We start from the raw sequence: 17,197 nt of genomic DNA, 5'->3' as shown, positions 1-17,197 counted from the left end.
ATTGGTGCGACAAATGCCCACGTAGTTCCGATCGCAAATACGTGTCGTGCCTGTTGCCGCAACCGTCGGCCCCGATAGCCCGACTATCTGTTTGATTGCCGTTACCCGGGTGTCGGCTGTCGGGCAAACGCTGGTTCATATGGGGCTTCAACCATGTGTGGGCTCGACGGAGACGATGGCGATGACGATACGGAGACATGGATGACTCGCAGGCGGTACGTGGTGACGGCGTTGGTGTGTACGGCAGCTCTGGCTGCGGCCTGCAGCGGAAGCAAGAACGACGACGCATCCCTTCCGGTGCTGGACCCCGCCGCGAAAGGCACCCTCTCCGAGCACGGCGGCGCCACCCGGGCCGGCGACGATCGCGCCGCACTCATCGCCGACTCCATCAAGAGCACCGGCGCCAAGAACGTCATCCTGCTGATCGGTGACGGTATGGGCGACTCGGAGATCACCGTGGCCCGCAACTACGCCCACGGCGCCGGCGGTGCCTTCCCAGGGCTGGACGCGTTCCCGTTGACCGGGCAGTACACCCACTACTCCCTGGACAAGAACGGCAAGCCGACCTACGTGACCGACTCGGCCGCCAGCGGATCGGCCTGGGCCACCGGCACCAAGACCTATAACGGCGCGATCGCGGTGGACATCCACGGCAAGGAGCAGAAGACCCTGCTCCAGCTGGCGAAGGAGTCCGGCAAGGCCACCGGCGACATCACCACCTCCGAGATCCAGGACGCCACCCCCGCGGTCCAGCTCGCCCACGTCACCGGGCGGAAGTGCTACGGGCCCGACGAGACCACCGAGAAGTGTCCGACCAACGCGCTGGAGAAGGGTGGCAACGGCTCGATCACCGAGCAGCTGCTGGCAACGCGTGCCGACGTGGTGATGGGCGGCGGCGCCGAAACCTTCGCCCAGGTCGCCAAAGCCGGTGATTACCAAGGCAAGACGTTGGAAGTTCAGGCCAAGGAGCGCGGCTTCGCCATCGTGCGCACCGCCGACGAACTCGACAAGGCGGACAAGGCGGACCAGGATGCCCCGCTGCTCGGCCTGTTCGCCGAGGGCAACATGCCGACCCGCTGGAGCGGACCGGTTGCCGGGAAGGGCGGCTATCTGGAGCCGGCCGTCGAGTGCAAGGACAACGCGGACCGCGGTGCATCGGTGCCCACGCTGGCGGCCATGACCAAGAAGTCCATCGATCTGCTCAAGGGCGACGGGGACGGATTCTTCCTGCAGGTCGAGGGTGCCTCGATCGACAAGCAGGACCATGCCGCCAACCCGTGCGGGCAGATCGGCGAGACCGTCGACCTCGACGAGGCCGCCAAGGTGGCCCTCGACTTCGCCAGGGAGAACAAGGACACCCTGGTCATCGTCACCGCCGACCATGCCCACAGCAGCCAGATCGTGGAGTCCATGAGCGTGGAGGACGTCCGTGACGCGGCCGCCGAGGCCAAGCTGCCCTTCGAGGTCACCCGCGACGCCATCTACCCGGGCCTGACACGGGTGCTGCGCAGCAAGGACGGTCAGGACCTGACCGTCTCCTACGGCACGTCGGACAACCTCGACGCGATGGACCAGGGCCACACCGGATCCCAGCTGCGCATTGCTGCCTACGGCCCCGGCGCGGCGAACATCGTCGGCTTGAGCGATCAGACGGACCTGTTCTTCACGATGACCCGGGCGCTGGGGCTGAAGGAGAACTGACCTGCCGCGAGCGCGGCAGACTCTCACAGCTGCTGCCTGGCAAAGACCAAGCCACGCCATAGGGTGCGATTTGTGACGGTGTCGTGGCCCAAATGTGACCGTTGCAGACCAGTGTTTCCCAAGTGACTCAAGTGCAACAAATGCACTCACGTCAGATCGGGGAGGCCATCATGTCTGCGTCAACCACATTGGGCCGGCTACTCGGGTATGCGGCGTTGAGCGCTGTCGGTGCGCTGGCGGTCCTGACGGTGAGCAACGGATTGGCGGCGGCCACGCCTCGGACGCCGCTGCCCACCGACGACCAGGCACCCGCGGTGCCGTTCGATCCCGGTGCGTTGGTCAATGCCATCGACGACTACGCATCGCTGCTGTCGATCCTGACCGGAGGCAAGAGTGCTCAGCCCGGTCTCGGCGGGCCGGCCGCCGTCCAACCACCGACCGGCCTCGTCGAACAACCGACCGGTGCCTATCCGATGATCCCCGGGGTACCAATGCTTCCCGGGGAGCCGTGAACCCAATGCCCCCACGAACCGTGTATCCGACACAGCCAAGAACGATCAATCAGCGGAACGGAGCGAACCGCCGTGGACATCAGTCGAACAGTTGACACCCGCACCGCGCGGATCGCCCTCTCGCTGATCCGGTGCCCCATCAAGAGCCGGCGTTATCCCGCCAGGCAGGAGCGCTTGGTCACCCCGCAGGAAGCGGCGCTGCTCACCCGGTGACTCAGGACGGCGCCGCCAGACCGTCCCGGTCCATGGTCAAGCCGCCGCCGGCGGCGGTACATCAGCCGGCTGCCAGTTTCACGATCTGGCCGAATCCGCTGTTGTCGATGACGTACACATTGCCGGCACCGTCCACGGCGACGTCAGTGGGGGAGTTGAGTCCGGCCGCAGGTACCTCGGTCGGCTCGGTGGTACCGGCCGCGACTTTCAGGATCCGCTTGTTGACTGCGTCGGTGAGGTACACGTCACCGGTTGCATCGACCGCGAGGGCATCGTCGAGGCCGCCGACCGACAGCGTGCTCTGCTCGTCGGTCCCGGCCGCCAATTTCACTACCCGGTCCGCACTGGGATCGGCGACGAAGACGTCGCCCGCACCGTCGACCGCGACGGCGCCGGGCCAGGTGAGGTCGGTGAACGGCAGCTTCGACTGTTCGTTCGCTGCAGTCAATTTGAGGACACCCCGGCCAGAATCGGTGACGTAGACGGTGCCTGCCTTGTCGACCGCCAAATACCGGGGATTGTCGAGGCCCTTGAACGGCACCACGGTCTGCTCGTCGGTCGTGGCGTCGAGACGCACCACCCGGTGGTTCTGGAAATCGGCGACGTAGACGTTGCCGTCGCTGTCGACCGCGATACCCCCTGGGCTCTGAATGCCGTTGAACCCCAGGACGGTTTGATCCTGCGATCCGACGGCCAGCTTCACCACCCGGTGCCCGCGCGTATCGGACACGTACACATCGCCCGCGCTGTCGGCGGCCAGGCTGCCGGGATAGGTCAGGCCGGTGAACGGCAGCACCGATTGCCTCGACGGCGGAGTCGGTGCGGGCGCCGCAGAAGGGGAGCCCGTGACGACCGTGAACGGCAGGTCGGCCCGGCCGAGTTGGACGAGCGGCTTCGGGGTTACCGCCACAGCCTGAACGCCGCCCTTGCCTGCGGTCATCGATTTGTCCAGGGCGACCCGATATTTCAGGGTCAGGTCCGCACCCTTGGGCAGCGCGCGCACGTTGGTGAACAGCGCGAGATAGTCCATGCCCGTCGTGATCCCCGGATGCTCTAACGCGATCCATGTGTCGGTGGCCGGGTCGAAGCGCTCGATGGTGCCTGCGGGTATCCCGCTGGGTGAGGTGGCGCAACTGCACCGTTCCAGGACCACCACCACACCCACCTCGGGGTAGTCGACGGCAGAGTTGTTGCACAAATCGACCTCGACCTCGGTGGGTGCCGCGCCAGGGACGATCGTGGCGGTGGGCAAGCCCTTCAGCGCCACCGAGATCCGGCCGATCGGCGGAACCGGTTCAAGGGTCTCGGCGCTGGGGATCGGCGCAGATTCCGGGTTGACCTCGCAGGCGCGGGCCTGTGCCGTGGGCGCCGGTGCGGTGACGACGGCGGTGCCCAGGGTGGGTGTCGTCGGCCCCGTCCCTGTGGTGCTGGTGGTACACGCGGCGAGGGCGGCTGCCGCGAACGCCGACGAGATCAACGCGACCGCCTGTAGCCCGTCGCGGCGTCCGGTCCTGCTCATGCGTGAAGCAAAAGGTGGTGCGGCGGTGACCGATCCCAACTTCGGTCGACGTCGGGCACAGCGCGATGGCCGGTGTGGGCTTGGCAGTGTGGTCATATCAGTGACCTCTGCGGGTTGCTGGGCAGTGAATCCGGGCTGATTGGACCACAGGGTCAGGCCGCTTGACGACGAGATGCCGAAAAGCAGGTAGTCAGGCGGCGGGGACTGCGTCCTGGGCAACTCGCTCGGCGTCGTAGGTGTTGATGGCGACGCTGTCGAGGATCGCGTGTAGTTGCTCTGCCTGCGCGTGCGGGGTGAGTTCGGTCGAGCGGTAGATGCGCCCGGCGGCGCGCGCCTGCCGGCGGACGTGGCGGGTGCGGTCCATGCGTAGGTCTTCGTAGTGCCGCAGTCGCGCGCCGAGTTCGTCGGGCTGCGCGTCACGCAAGACGACGGCCAACGTCATCGCATCTTCGATGGCCTGGTTGGCGCCCTGCCCGAGGTGCGGCGTGACTGCGTGGGCGCTGTCGCCCAGGAGGGTGATCCGGTCGGAGGACCACCGGTCCAACGGTTCGCGGTCGTAGATGCCCCAGCGGAACGTGGAATCCATCGCCTCGATGATCGCCGACACCTTCGGGTCCCACCCCCGGTACGCGGCGGCGAGTTCGGCGACATCGCCAGGTGCGGTCCAGGATTCGGTGACGGTGAGATTGGTGGGGACGAACGCCACGATGTTGAGGAGGTCGCCGGCCGACACCGGGTAGGCCAGGAAGCTCTGGCGGGGCCCCAGCCACATCGAGCTGGCATTCATGTCGACGACGCCGTGCAGCCGGTCGGCGGGAATCAGCCCGCGGTAGGCCATGATTCCCTCGCTCACGGGGGCGGCTGCGCGCGTCACGTTGCCCTGGAGGCGAGAGTGGATTCCGTCGGCGCCGACCAGCAGGTCCGCGTCGACCGTTGTGCCGTCGGAGAATTCGACACGGATCCCGTCGCCGTGTTCGGTGGCCCCGACGCACGAGCGGCCCAGTTGCAGGGCGTCGGCGGGTAGCGCGTCGGCCAGCACCTTCTGGAACTCGCCGCGGTGCAGACACCAGGTCCGGGCCGGGTCCCCGAAGCCGAGGGTCGACGGTTCACCGGCGATCGGCTCGGCCCGCCAGGTACGGAACTGGTAGTGCGTCACCGGCCCGGCGATCGCGGCCACCGCATCTCCTACGCCAAGCTTGCTCAGGATGCGCGATCCGTTCGTCGCGATCGAGACCCCCGCGCCGAGTGCCTTGAGCTCGTGTGCCTGTTCGTACACGGTCGCGTCGATTCCGTTGGCACGCAGGGCAATCGCGGCGGTCAACCCGCCGATGCCGGCACCCACGACGGCAACTCGAAGCCCGGTCATGAGTTCCTCCTCAATCCGCAATAAATGTACCAATCGGTACGCTATTGACTATAAATGTACCGATCGGTACAGTCAAGGGGTGGCCAGGACTCCCGATCCCGTCAAGCGTGAAGAGTTGCTGAACGGTGTCGTGGGCTATCTCGAACAGCACGGCATCGGCGAGATGTCGCTGGCGCCGATGGCCGAGGCCCTGGGTACGAGCAAGCGCATGCTGCTGTACTACTTCGGTGACCGGGCCGAACTGCTGGCCCAGGCCCTGGACGCGAGCCGTCCACAGCTGGGGGAGATGTTCTCCCGTGTCACCACTGCAGACGAATTCGTGGAGGCGGCACGGACCTTGTGGCGGGAACTGACCCGGGGCGGTGAACGTCGCAACGTGCGCCTGCTGCTACAGGTCCTCAGCCTGGCGGTCACGGACCCCAAGACTTATGGCGAGGCCGCCCGAAATGCGGTGGAGGTGATGATCGCCCCGATCGCGCAAGCGCTGTCCGTGATCGGGTATCCGACCGACAACGCCTGTGCGCGTGCCACATTGGTGGTCTCTGGCCTACGCGGACTGTGCCAGGACGGTCTGGTCACCGGGGACCGGTCACGTGTCGACGCCGCCGCCGAACTCTTGATAGCCGCCTCCGTCGCCGGGTCATCCGGTCGGCGAGGCTAGGTGTTCGATCGTTGGAGGGAGACCGGCCGGTCAGACGGTGGTTCTCACGCCCACGTACGACAGCACGACGTCGGACTGATCGGTCTGACGCGTCAATGTCGCATAGGAGCGGATGAATGACTGGCCGACGCATCCGTCGATCTTGACGTGGAAGTTGCTGATCATGACCCACGGGTTGGCGCTCTTGAACTCCTTCTTGTCGACCGGAACGACAATGACGAAGCCGGGTTTGAGGCCCACGGTGATCACCCCGTTGACCGGTGTGGAAACCAACGGCAGGATAGCCGTCGGGATTGCGCCGAGTGGTCCCGATACGCCGACCGACGGAGTGACACCCGCGCTGCCTGCCAACGTGACGCCGTTGGAAGTACTCATGTCGATTCCGCAGCCGATCTCGTAACCGACCTCGAGCACGCCCCGTGGGTCTTCCGGCCCGATCAGGGAAGCGCTGAAGGTGCCGCTGGCGAGGTATTCCCGCGACGAGACAGCCGTGGTCAACGCCGGTACGGGGACCTGAGACTCGTCCTTGGCGCCCAACGTCAGCGTCCAGCCGTCCGGTGTGTTGACCACGGCGGTATCGCCTGATGCCACCCGCCCGTCGGTAGGTGGAGCGGGATTGGGCGGTGCGGATTCAGGGCCGGGATCGGCACTTGCCGAAGGTGCGTTGGCTGAAGCGATGACGAGGCAAACTGCGACAGCCGCAACGCGATGGAGGAGCACGGCCGACGGCTTCACAGGCCATACGGTAAACCCGCCGTACAGCGAGGTGAGACACGCCGCTCACCAGCGGAATCAGACTGTTGTGTCTCTGTAACCGATACGCGATACGGACGAGCAAGAGCATGCGGCTCGTTCACACGTTGTCCGTCGCGGCTTACCATGGAGGCAATCGGTCAATCGGATGTAGGCGACAACGGAGCGGTGATGGCACGGTATACGAAGGCTCTCACAGGGCTGGCGTGTGGGCTGGGCGTCCTCGCTGCGATCGCAGGCGCCGGCGTGGCCCACGCGCAACCTGATCCGTCGCAACCCGTGGTGCCCGCGATCATCGATCAATTGATCACCTCGACACCGGCTCTGTCGGTGAATCCGAATGGCAACCGCGGGCAGGTCAGCGTGTCGGGCGACGTCGGAATGGTCTGCCAAAACCTGACCGTCCGCTGCCGCTGACCGGATTGCCGCCGAGGTCAGCGGACGCCGAGGACGCTGATCGGGAACCTAGCCGTTCGAGCGTTCCATCGCCCGCGCCACCACACCGCGGGCCGGGCGCTGGCGCACCAGCTGCGGCCACCAGAACCAGCGGCCCATCAACGCCGCGATCGACGGCGTCATGAACGACCGGATCACCAGAGTGTCGAACAGCAGGCCCAGTCCGATCGTCGAACCGACCTGGGCCACCACGATCATCTCGCTGACCACCATCGACATCATGGTGAAGGCGAACACCAGGCCGGCCGCGGTCACCACCGACCCGCTGCCTCCCATGGCCCGGATGATGCCGGTGTTGATACCGGCGGGCAGTTCCTCTTTGAGGCGCGCCACCAACAGCAGGTTGTAGTCCGCGCCGACGGCCAACAGCACGATCACCGCCATCGCCATCACCATGAAGTGCAGTTCGATCCCGATCAGGTGTTGCCACACCAGGATTGACAAGCCGAACGATGTTCCCAGGGAGACCAGCACCGTGCCCACGATCACCGCTGCCGCCACCAGGCTGCGCGTGATGATCAGCATGATGATGAAGATCAGGCACATCGCCGAGATCCCGGCGATGATCAGGTCGTAGTTGTTGCCTTCCTGCATGTCCTTGAAGGCCGAGGCAGTGCCGCCCATGTAGATCTTGGACCCCTCCCACGGGGTGTTCTTCATGGCTTCCTTGGCGGCCAGCTTGATCCCGTCGATGAGCCCGATGCCTTCGGGCGTCAGCGGATCACCCGCGTGGGAGATGATGAAGCGCACCGCTTTTCCGTCGGGGGAGATGAAGCTCTTCATGCCCCGCTTGAAGTCGGCGTTGTTGAAGATCTCCGGCGGCAGATAGAAGGTGTCGTCGTTCTTGGAGTCGTTGAATGCCGTACCCATGGCGGTCTGGTTCTCCTGCATCTCCGCCATCTGATCCTGCAGACCCTTCTGGGTCTGATACATGGTCAGCATCATGGTCTTCATGTTCCGCATGATCTCGATCTGCGGCTGCATCATCGTCGCCATCTGCGGCATGAGTTCGTCGAGCCGGTGCATGTCGGGCATCAGTTGCTGGATGCTCTCGGTCATGGTGTCGACACCGTCCAGGCCGTCGAACACCGAGCGCATCGACGAGCAGACCGGGATGTTGTAGCAGTGCGGTTCCCAGTACAGGTAATTGCGCAGCGGCCGCAGGAAATCGTCGAAATCGGAGATGTGGTCCCGCAATTCGGCGACATCGACCACCATCGTGTCCATCTTGCCCACCATGCTGTGGGTGATGCCGCTCATCTCCTGCATCAGCACGATCATCTGATCCATCGTGTTGATGGTCTTCTGCATCTCGTCGGCCTGCAGCAGCATGTCGTCGGCACGGTCGGTGAGGTACTTGCGGTTCATGGTCTGCATGACCCCGCCCATGCTCATCTGGGCCGGAATGGTGCTGAATTCCAGCGGCTCACCCTGCGGGCGGGTGATGGCCTGCACGCTGCCTACGCCGGAGACCTCGAAGATGCGTTTGGCGATCCTGTCGATCACCAGGAAATCCGCCGAATTGCGTATGTCGTGGTCGGTTTCGATGAGCACCAACTCGGGATTCATCTTTGCCGCCGAGAAGTGCCGGTCGGCCGCGGCGTAGCCCTCCTGGGCGGGTAGATCGGTGGGCAGATAGTTGCGGTCGTTGTAGTTGGTCCGGTAGCCCGGCAGCGTGAGCAGGCCGACCAGCGACAGCAGGATGGTGCCCAGCAGTACCGGGCCCGGCCAGCGGACCACGAATGCGCCCAGTCGCCGCCAGAAGCGGATGCGCATGGCGCGTTTGGGCTCGAGCACCTTGCCGAACCGGCTGGCCACCGTGATGATCGCCGGGCCCAGCGTGAGTGCCGCCACAACCGTCACCGTCATGCCGACGGCCATCGGAATGCCGAGGGTCTGGAAGTACGGCAGCCGGGTGAAATGCAGACACAGCGTTGCGCCGGCGATCGTCATGCCGGAACCGAGCACCACGTGGGCGGTGCCGTGAAACATCGTGTAATACGCCTGTTCTCGGTCCTCACCGACACTGCGGGCTTCCTGATATCGGCCGATCAGGAAGATCGCGTAGTCGGTGGCCGCGGCGATCGCGAGCGTGATCAGAAGCTGCGTCGCGAAGGTTGAGAGGCCGATCAGGTTGTGGTAGCCCAGGAACGCGACGAAGCCGCGGGCGGCGGAGAGTTCGATCACCACCATCGCCAGCACCAGGATCACCGTGATGATCGACCGGTACACCAGCAGCAGCATCGTGATGATGACCACGAAGGTGACGCCTTCGATGATCTTGACGCTGCGGTCGCCGGAGATCTGCTGATCGGCGGCCAGGGCGGTGGGTCCGGTGACGTACACCTTGAGCCCGGGCGGCGGAGACAGGTTGGCGATCAGCTGCTGGACCGCCTCCACCGATTCGTTGGCCAGCGCCTCGCCCATGTTGCCGGCCATGTAGACCTGCACATAGGCGGCCTTGCCGTCATTGCTCTGGGCGCCGGCCTCGGTGAGCGGGTCGCCCCAGAAATCCTGGACGTGTTCGACGTGCTTCTTGTCGGCTTCCAGCCGGTCGACCATGTCGTTGTAGAACCGGTGCGCGTCGTCGCCGAGCTTGTCCTCGGCCTCCAGCACGATCATCGCGGAGCTATCGGAGTGGAACTCGTCGAACACCTTGCCGACGCGCTTCATCGCGATCACCGACGGTGCCTCGTCTGGGCTCATCGACACCGAGCGCATCTGACCCACCACCTCGAGCGGGGGGACGCTGACGCTCAGAAACGCGAGGAGTGCGATCCAGCCGACAATCACCGGAACGGCGAATCGACGGATCCATCGAGCAATCCCCGTGTGGGGAGCTCTGGAATCGGCCATCAGGAACCCTTGGTGGTCGGTGGGTGAGCACAATGCAGAGGTCGGCCTAGTGCGAAGGCTTACCTTACTACGTGGTGTCGTTCCCCCCGTCTTACCAGACCGGGGACGGCGACGGGCGGCCAGATATCTCCAGCAGGCGTTACACGCCGACCGGTTCGATGTCGTCGACGCGGCCCAGTCGCCACTGTCCCTCGCCGAGCAGTTCCAGGTGCGTGTTGTGGTGGCGATGAACGGTGGAGCGGTGGGTGACGCTGACCAACACCGTGTCGGGCAATTCGCGGCGGATCAGGCTGTAGATCATGAATTCCAGCGGCTCGTCGAGCGCCGAGGTGGCCTCGTCGAGGAACACCACCTTGGGTTTGGTCAGCAGCACCCGGGCGAATGCCACGCGCTGCTGTTCGCCGGGGGAGAGCACCTTGGCCCAGTCACCGTCCTCGTCGAGCCGACCGACATAGCGCGGTAGGGCGACCGCGAGCAGGGCATCCTGCAGTGCCTTGTCGGGCAGGTCGCCGGGCTGGTGGGGGTAGGACACCACGGTCCGCAGATCGCCCAACGGAACGTAGGGCACCTGCGACAGATACAGCGTCTCGTTGGCCCCCTGCGGGCACCGCACCGTGCCCGAGGCGTACGGCCACAGCTGGGCGATGCTGCGCAAAAGCGTGGTCTTGCCGGTGCCCGACTTGCCCGTGATGATCATCGCCTCGCCGGCGGCCAGGGACAGGCTGAGATCGTCGATCAACTGCTCGCCCGCCGGGTTGCGTACCTCGACGTCGCCGAGTTCGACCAGGCTGTCGGTATCCGCGGCGAGTTCTGCGACATCCAACTTGGGCAGTGCGCGGCTCTGCTCATCGGCGGTGACCAGTCCGTGCAGGCGGATGATCGAGGCGCGGTAGCCGGCGAACGTGTCATAGGAATTGCGGAAGAACGACAACGCATCCTGGATCGCACCGAAGGCGGCCACCGACTGATTGACCGTTCCGAGCTGGATCTGGCCGGTGAACAACCGCGGGGCCTGCAGGGCCCACGGCAGCGGGATGATGATGTGGCTCATCGACAGGTTCCACCCGGTGAACACCATGGTGCGGTTGACGAAGTGTTTGTAGTTGGTGACGACAGCGGAGAACCGTTCCCGCAGCTGTGACCGCTCGACCTTCTCGCCGCGGTACAGCGCGACCGACTCGGCCGCGTCGCGCAGGCGCACCAACGCGTAACGGAATGCGGCGTTGAACTTTTCGTTGTTGAACGACAGCCGGATCAGCGGCCGGCCGAGCGCGAAGGCGATCACGGTGGCGAATGCGACGTAGACGAACACCGACCAGAACATCGCGCGCGGTATCTGGAGTCCGAAGATGCTGAGGTCACCCGAGAGGTTCCACAGGATCGAGGTGAACGACACGACCGAGACGATCGAGGAGATGGCACCGAAGGGCAGCGTGCCGTTGCTGGTCTGGTGCGGGGTGTTGGGCTGCGGGCCGGACAGGGCGGTGAATACGTCGATGTCGGACTGGATGCGCTGATCGGGGTTGTCGATGGTCTGGTCGATGAACCGGGACCGGTAGTAGGCACGGCCGTCGAGCCAGTCGCCGGTGAGCCGGTCGGTCAGCCAGGTCCGCCAGGCCAGCATGAAACGCTGCGTCATGAACAGGTCGACCAGCACCCGGGTGACCAGAATTGCGGCCAGCACCGAAAAGGTGAGCAGTGCGATCCAAAAGCCCCTGATGCCAGAGACTCTCACCTCGTCGTTGCCGGTGGCCCAGCCCTGCACCGCCACCTGAGCCGCGGAGTACAGATCATTGCTCTGGTAGCTGAACAACACCGCCAGTCGCACACCGATGATCACCGACAGCAGCATCGCGGCCAATGTCAGCCACGGCTTGAGGCTGTGGCGCCCGGTGAAATAGGCGCTGGTGACGGTCCAGAACTGTCGGCCCCACGTGCTGTAGCGGGCGAGCAGGATCAGCACCGCCAGGGTGCACACCGCCGTGATGGTCCAGGCCTGCGCCAGCCACCACAGGGAGTGCAGTAGCTCGGAACTCCAATCGATCGAGGGCGAGAACGGTTTGACGTCATTCACCGGGATCCCTCCTGAGGTGCCGACGGACCTGCCGGCTGGATTTCCAGACGCGCCTGCGTGGAAGCTACCGCAGCCGGTCCGTCCGGCCTCAGTGCAACACCGAGAGCGCGCTCACCACTTCGCCTGTGGTCACGATCGAGCTTGCGTAGTTCGGCAGGTTCACCTCGAGGGCGGCGCACCCACGTGACGGCCGCAAGACCGGGATGTTTCGGCGCCCGTGCGGCCGCTGTACGTCTCTACAGTCCGCGACCGCGCGACTGTAGGGCCAACCCGGGATTGCCGTATTGGGATGCCGCACGCCGGAGCCCATGTCCATACTTCGGTGTCTTGGTGGCGGCGAAAGGTGGTACATATGGCGTCTGGCAGCCAAATAGATTCTGCGCCAGTAGAATTGAAGCGCGAGTTCTCGCTGTGGTCGGCGTTCGCGTTTGCGTTCGCGTTCATCTCTCCCATCGTTGCCATGTACGGGATCTACGGTCTGTCGCTGTCGACCGCCGGCCCCGGTTTCTGGTGGACGTTCGTCATCGTCGGCGCGGGCCAGTTCATCGTGGCGCTGGCCTTCGCCGAACTGGTGTCACGGTGGCCGTTCGAAGGTTCGATCTACCAGTGGACCAAGCGCCTGGCGGGCGAGATCGCCGGGTGGTTCGCCGGCTGGGTCTACATGTGGGCACTGGTCATCATCATGGCCACCGTGGCCTACGGCGGCGCCGGATTTCTGGCGGAGCTGATCGGGATCGGAAGCCCGAGTGCGGTACAGCAGAGCTTCATCGCGCTGCTGATCCTGCTCGCCGGCACCGGCGCCAACATCGCGGGCCGCATCTTCTTGAAGACACTCATGTTGGGCAGCATCGTCGCCGAGATCGTGGCCTCGATAGGGCTGGGCACCTACCTGCTTCTGTTTCATCGCCACCACGGTCTCGACGTGATCCTGCAGGGGATCGACCTCGGCAGTGGTTGGTCATGGGCCTATATCTCGGGGCCCTTCCTGGCTGCGCTGGGGTTCACCAGCTGGTCCATCCTGGGCTTCGAAAGCGCCGGTGCGATCGCCGAAGAGGTCAAGGAACCGCAGCGCAACGTGCCCAAGGCGATGCTGTTCTCGGTGTCCTTCATCGCCATCGTCATCGCCTATGCGTCATTGGCCGTCACGCTGGCGGTGCCGGATTTCAGCAAGATCAGCTCCGGTGAGGTCTCCGATCCGGTGACGTATGTACTTGGTGCTGCGCTGGGCGAATCCTGGGTCAAGCCGATTCTGCTGGCTTTCGTGATCGGATTTCTGGCGAGCTTTCTGGCCCTGCAGGCCTCGGCTTCCCGGGTCATCTGGGCCTTCGCGCGGGACCGGGTGCTGCCGGGCTCACGAGTGCTGTCCAAGTTGTCCAAGGCAGAGGCCCAACCGGTCAGTGCGATCCTGGTCACCACGGTGATCGGCGCCGTCGTCTACCTCATCTCTGCCACCGATGTCTACTCCGTGCTGGTGACCTTCACCGCCGGTGGTTACTACTTGGCATTTCTGTTCCCGCTGGTGACGGGGTTGGTGGCGCGGTTGCGGGGCAAATGGGTACCGGGGCCGTGGCACCTGGGCAAGCTCAGCACGCCGGTGGCACTGCTGGCGACGCTGTGGGCGGGATTCGCCTTCCTCAACATTGTTTGGCCGCGCACCGTGTCCGACTCCTGGTACATCAACTGGGCGTTCTTCGTGGCGATGGGCGTGATCCTGGCACTGGGCAGCGTCATCGTGAAGACCCGAAAGGTGGGGCAGCCCAAGACCGGTGAGCCCGCGGCAGTCGCAACCGAACTGACCAAGGAGCCGGTGTGAACGCCGACAAACCCGTGGCCGTGGTGACCGGTGCCGGCAGCGGCATCGGGGCGGCGATCGCGGCGCTGCTGCGCGATCGGGGCTGGACCGTTGCGTCCATCTCGCGGGAACCCGCGCACGACACCGACCTGTGGCTCGTCGCCGACGTCGCCGACGAGGACGCCGTCACCGAGGCGGTCGCCCAGGTGCACAACGCATTCGGCCGGATCGATGCCGCGGTCATATGTGCAGGGCACTACGCGGAGACCCCGGCCCTGGACATCGAGCAGCCCGCCTGGGAGCGGATGCTGCGGGTGCACGTAGGTGGTCTGGCCCACGTGTGCCGGGCCGTCCTGCCGGACATGCGGCGACGGGGCAGCGGGCGCATCGTCGGCATCGCCTCGGAACGCGCCATCGGCGGGGGCAGCAATGACGCCCACTACGCCGCGGCCAAAGGCGCGGCGCTGAGCCTGCTGCGCAGCATCGCCGTGGAGGTCGCCGCCGACGGGGTCCGGGTCAACGCCGTGGCACCCGGGCCGTGCGACACCCCGCTGCTGGAAGCCGAATCATGGGAACGCGCCGAGGAATTCGTCTCGACCCTGCCGGCCCGGCGCATCGCGCTGCCCACCGAGGTCGCCGAACTGGTCCGCGGCCTGCTGGAGGAGGACCTGTTCCTGTGCGGAGAAGTGTTGTCGGTCAACAGCGGAACGGTGATATGACGATGACCGAGATCGATCGGGTACTGATCACAGGCGCCGACACCAGGCTCGGCGCCGCGGTGCGGGATCATTTCGCCGGACGAGGTGCACTGACGGTGGGAACGGTCAGCGCAGACGGTGTTGCCGCGCCTGGGGAAATCACGGTCAAGGCCGATCCGGTGGACCGATCCGAGGTGAGTGACGCGGTGGCCAAGGCCGCCGCACACATGGGTGGAATCGATGTGCTGGTTGTGGCGCACGGCCTGCCCGTGGTGGCGCCGCTCGCCGACCAGTCGATGGTCGAATTCTGGGCGCATGTCGACGCCACCCTGACCGGCAGCTTCCTGTACGCGCAGGCCGCCGCGGATCACATGCGGCACAGCGGGACCGGCGGACGCATCGTGCTGACCAACTCGCGCTGGCATGTCGGCGGAGACGGCCTGGCCGCGGTCGCCACGGCGGCCGGAGGGATCGTCGCGCTCACCAAATCACTGACCCGTGACTTCGGTGGCTTCGGGGTCGGAGTGAACGCCGTCGCCCTCGGTGCCCTGGATTCGGAATGGTCGGTCTGTGACGGCGCCGGCGGGCAGCCGCCGGGCGGGCGGACCGGCACCGTCGAGCAGGCAGCCGCGGTCATCGGACTGTTGAGCCAGCGTCAACTCGGCGCGGCCGTGGGACAGATCGTCAATGTCGATGGCGGGTTGTCCCGAAATCGTGTTTAAGAAAGGCAATCAATGAACCAAGCAATACCCGGGGACAACGCCCGCGACGCGATCGTGGGCCCGGCGGACCCCCAAGTGCAGCCGCGCTACGCGGGGTGGACGACCTTCGCCCGGCTGCCCCGCCTGTCAGATGTGGCACGGGCCGACGTCGTGGTGGTGGGCGTGCCGTTCGACAGCGCTGTGACCTACCGGCCCGGAGCCCGGTTCGGCCCCAACGCGATTCGTCAAGGATCCCGCCTCATCCGTGGCTACAACCCCGAACTCGACATCAAACCGTTCGAGGTCTGCCAGTTCGCCGACGCCGGCGACATCGCGTGCAACCCGTTCGACATCGGCGAGGCGGTTGGCCAGATCGCAGCGCAGCTGACCGAACTTCAGGCCGAGGGAACGCGTGCGGTGATCCTCGGCGGCGATCACTCGGTGGCGCTGCCGTCGTTGCGCGCGGTCCACGCGGTGCACGGCCCGGTGGCGTTGGTGCATTTCGACGCGCACCTGGACACCTGGGACAGCTATTACGGGGCCGACATCACCCACGGCTCACCGTTCCGGCGAGCCTTCGAGGAAGGCCTGTTGCTCGATCGCAGCCTGCACGTCGGGGTGCGCGGATCCATCTATGACAAGCAGGATCTGGTCGAGGACGCGAACTTCGGCTTCTCCGTGATCACCTGCAAGCAGATCGGCGCGCTCGGAACCGACGGCATCATCCAGCGCATCCGCGAGCGGGTGGGAGACGCGCCGGTGTATGTCTCGGTCGACATCGACGTGCTCGACCCGGCGCATGCGCCGGGCACCGGCACGCCCGAGGCCGGCGGCATGACCAGCCGTGAACTGCTCGAGATCGTGCGCGGGCTGGACAGCGTGAACCTGGTCGGCGTCGACGTGGTGGAAGTGTCACCGGCCTACGACCATGCCGAGATCACCGCGATCGCCGCCGCCAACGTCACCTGGGAATTCCTGTCCGTATTCGGAAGAAAGGCTCGATCATGATCCCCTTGACGCCTGCCGGACCGGTGTCCTGGCCGGAGGGAAAGCGTTGCGCCGTCGCGTTCACCTTCGACGTGGATGCCGAATCGCCGCTGTTGACAACCGATCCGGCGTTCGCCGACCGCATGGGCGCGATGTCGCACCAGGCCTACGGTCCGCTGGTCGGGGTTCCCCGCCTGCTGTCGATACTCGACGAATTGCAGGTTCCGGCAACGTTCTTCGTGCCCGGCTACACCGCGCACCGGCACCCCGAGCCGATCCGGTCGATCGCGGCGGCCGGGCACGAGATCGCCCACCACGGCTACCTGCACGAGTCGCTGGTCGGCGTCGACGAACAGACCGAGCGCGAGATTCTGGACCGCGGGCTGCGGGCGCTGCAGGACGTGGTCGGGGTGACACCGGTCGGCTATCGCGCCCCGATGTGGGAGATGAACTGGCACACACCGAAACTGCTCGCCGAGTTCGGCTTCCTCTACGACTCCACCCTGATGGATTCCGATCACCCGTACGAGCTGGCCGTCGATGACCAGTCCGCGCTGGTGGAACTCCCGGTGAGCTGGGCGCTGGACGATTGGCAGCAGTACTGCTTCGTGCCCGATTTCTCCGGGACCGGCCTGATCGAGACTCCGGCCAAGGCCATCGAGCTGTGGCGCGCCGAACTCGACGCGATGCGTGATGTCGGCGGTGCCTGGATCCTGACCAACCACCCGTTCCTCAGCGGACGTCCGGGCCGTGCGGCGGCGTTGCGCGAGTTCATCGCCGAAGTGTGTGCCATGGACGACGTCTGGGTCGCGGGCATGGCCGAGATCGCCGGATATGTCCGCGAACAGGCGTTGACGCCGCGCACTCTGACCCGCCCCGAGCTGAACATCCCCGCCGAACCTTAAGGA

15 protein-coding genes are annotated in these 17,197 nt (G+C 65.6%); 10 read left to right on the top strand and 5 right to left on the bottom strand.

Going from position 1 to position 17,197, the window contains the following annotated elements:
* The first annotated feature begins 201 nt into the window (after positions 1 to 201).
* The 3 genes from phoA to ACZYZ7_RS25590 all read left to right on the top strand — a co-directional run bounded on the left by phoA (position 202) and on the right by ACZYZ7_RS25590 (position 2,426).
* Positions 202 to 1,701 (top strand): alkaline phosphatase, encoded by a 1,500-nt coding sequence (gene phoA, locus ACZYZ7_RS25600; protein WP_463742118.1) that lies wholly within the window; start codon positions 202 to 204, stop codon positions 1,699 to 1,701.
* Positions 1,702 to 1,871: 170 nt separating this feature from the next.
* Positions 1,872 to 2,213, top strand: coding sequence for a hypothetical protein (locus tag ACZYZ7_RS25595; protein WP_135456038.1), 342 nt, complete (start codon positions 1,872 to 1,874; stop codon positions 2,211 to 2,213).
* Positions 2,214 to 2,285: 72 nt separating this feature from the next.
* Complete coding sequence (locus ACZYZ7_RS25590) at positions 2,286 to 2,426, top strand: hypothetical protein (protein WP_167857646.1); 141 nt, start codon at positions 2,286 to 2,288, stop codon at positions 2,424 to 2,426.
* Positions 2,427 to 2,487: 61 nt separating this feature from the next.
* Here the strand turns inward: ACZYZ7_RS25590 and ACZYZ7_RS25585 are convergent, their stop codons facing one another.
* The gene (locus ACZYZ7_RS25585; protein WP_463742117.1) at positions 2,488 to 3,945 is read right to left on the bottom strand and encodes an NHL repeat-containing protein; all 1,458 of its coding nucleotides are present in this window, start codon (positions 3,943 to 3,945) and stop codon (positions 2,488 to 2,490) included.
* 190 nt (positions 3,946 to 4,135) lie between these two features.
* Complete coding sequence (locus tag ACZYZ7_RS25580) at positions 4,136 to 5,311, bottom strand: FAD-dependent monooxygenase (protein WP_463742116.1); 1,176 nt, start codon at positions 5,309 to 5,311, stop codon at positions 4,136 to 4,138.
* 79 nt (positions 5,312 to 5,390) lie between these two features.
* On the opposite strand from ACZYZ7_RS25580, the gene ACZYZ7_RS25575 reads away from it, so the two are divergent.
* Positions 5,391 to 5,972: a TetR family transcriptional regulator gene (locus ACZYZ7_RS25575; protein ID WP_463742115.1), complete on the top strand. Its 582-nt coding sequence runs from the start codon at positions 5,391 to 5,393 to the stop codon at positions 5,970 to 5,972.
* 30 nt (positions 5,973 to 6,002) lie between these two features.
* Here ACZYZ7_RS25575 and ACZYZ7_RS25570 read toward each other — a convergent pair whose 3' ends face one another.
* Positions 6,003 to 6,692 (bottom strand): MspA family porin, encoded by a 690-nt coding sequence (locus ACZYZ7_RS25570; RefSeq protein ID WP_450070799.1) that lies wholly within the window; start codon positions 6,690 to 6,692, stop codon positions 6,003 to 6,005.
* A gap of 204 nt (positions 6,693 to 6,896) precedes the next feature.
* On the opposite strand from ACZYZ7_RS25570, the gene ACZYZ7_RS25565 reads away from it, so the two are divergent.
* Positions 6,897 to 7,142: a hypothetical protein gene (locus ACZYZ7_RS25565; RefSeq protein WP_450070765.1), complete on the top strand. Its 246-nt coding sequence runs from the start codon at positions 6,897 to 6,899 to the stop codon at positions 7,140 to 7,142.
* 48 nt (positions 7,143 to 7,190) lie between these two features.
* On the opposite strand, the gene ACZYZ7_RS25560 is transcribed toward ACZYZ7_RS25565, so the two are convergent.
* The gene (locus ACZYZ7_RS25560) at positions 7,191 to 10,037 is read right to left on the bottom strand and encodes an MMPL/RND family transporter (RefSeq protein WP_463742114.1); all 2,847 of its coding nucleotides are present in this window, start codon (positions 10,035 to 10,037) and stop codon (positions 7,191 to 7,193) included.
* 139 nt (positions 10,038 to 10,176) lie between these two features.
* Entirely contained in the window at positions 10,177 to 12,111 is a 1,935-nt protein-coding gene (locus ACZYZ7_RS25555) for an ABC transporter ATP-binding protein/permease (RefSeq protein WP_463742113.1), read from the bottom strand.
* Positions 12,112 to 12,463: 352 nt separating this feature from the next.
* On the opposite strand from ACZYZ7_RS25555, the gene ACZYZ7_RS25550 reads away from it, so the two are divergent.
* The 5 genes from ACZYZ7_RS25550 to ACZYZ7_RS25530 are packed head-to-tail and all read left to right on the top strand — an operon-like array spanning position 12,464 to position 17,194.
* Complete coding sequence (locus tag ACZYZ7_RS25550) at positions 12,464 to 13,924, top strand: APC family permease (RefSeq protein WP_135456025.1); 1,461 nt, start codon at positions 12,464 to 12,466, stop codon at positions 13,922 to 13,924.
* On the top strand, positions 13,921 to 14,622 hold the full coding sequence (locus ACZYZ7_RS25545; RefSeq protein WP_135456023.1) for an SDR family NAD(P)-dependent oxidoreductase: 702 nt from the start codon (positions 13,921 to 13,923) through the stop codon (positions 14,620 to 14,622). The genes ACZYZ7_RS25550 and ACZYZ7_RS25545 overlap by 4 nt, the downstream gene beginning before the upstream one ends.
* 2 nt (positions 14,623 to 14,624) lie before the next feature.
* Positions 14,625 to 15,323 carry an SDR family NAD(P)-dependent oxidoreductase gene (locus ACZYZ7_RS25540; protein ID WP_463742112.1) on the top strand — a complete coding sequence of 233 codons (699 nt, stop codon included), beginning with the start codon at positions 14,625 to 14,627 and terminating at the stop codon, positions 15,321 to 15,323.
* Between the two features lie 12 nt (positions 15,324 to 15,335).
* On the top strand, positions 15,336 to 16,310 hold the full coding sequence (gene speB, locus ACZYZ7_RS25535; protein ID WP_463742111.1) for an agmatinase: 975 nt from the start codon (positions 15,336 to 15,338) through the stop codon (positions 16,308 to 16,310).
* Positions 16,307 to 17,194: a polysaccharide deacetylase family protein gene (locus ACZYZ7_RS25530; protein ID WP_211154950.1), complete on the top strand. Its 888-nt coding sequence runs from the start codon at positions 16,307 to 16,309 to the stop codon at positions 17,192 to 17,194. Before speB ends, ACZYZ7_RS25530 begins: the two co-directional genes overlap by 4 nt.
* Positions 17,195 to 17,197: the final 3 nt, after the last annotated feature.

This window comes from Mycobacterium sp. IDUB_17 (genome assembly GCF_055419465.1).
This window is presented reverse-complemented; position numbering and strand designations above follow the sequence as displayed.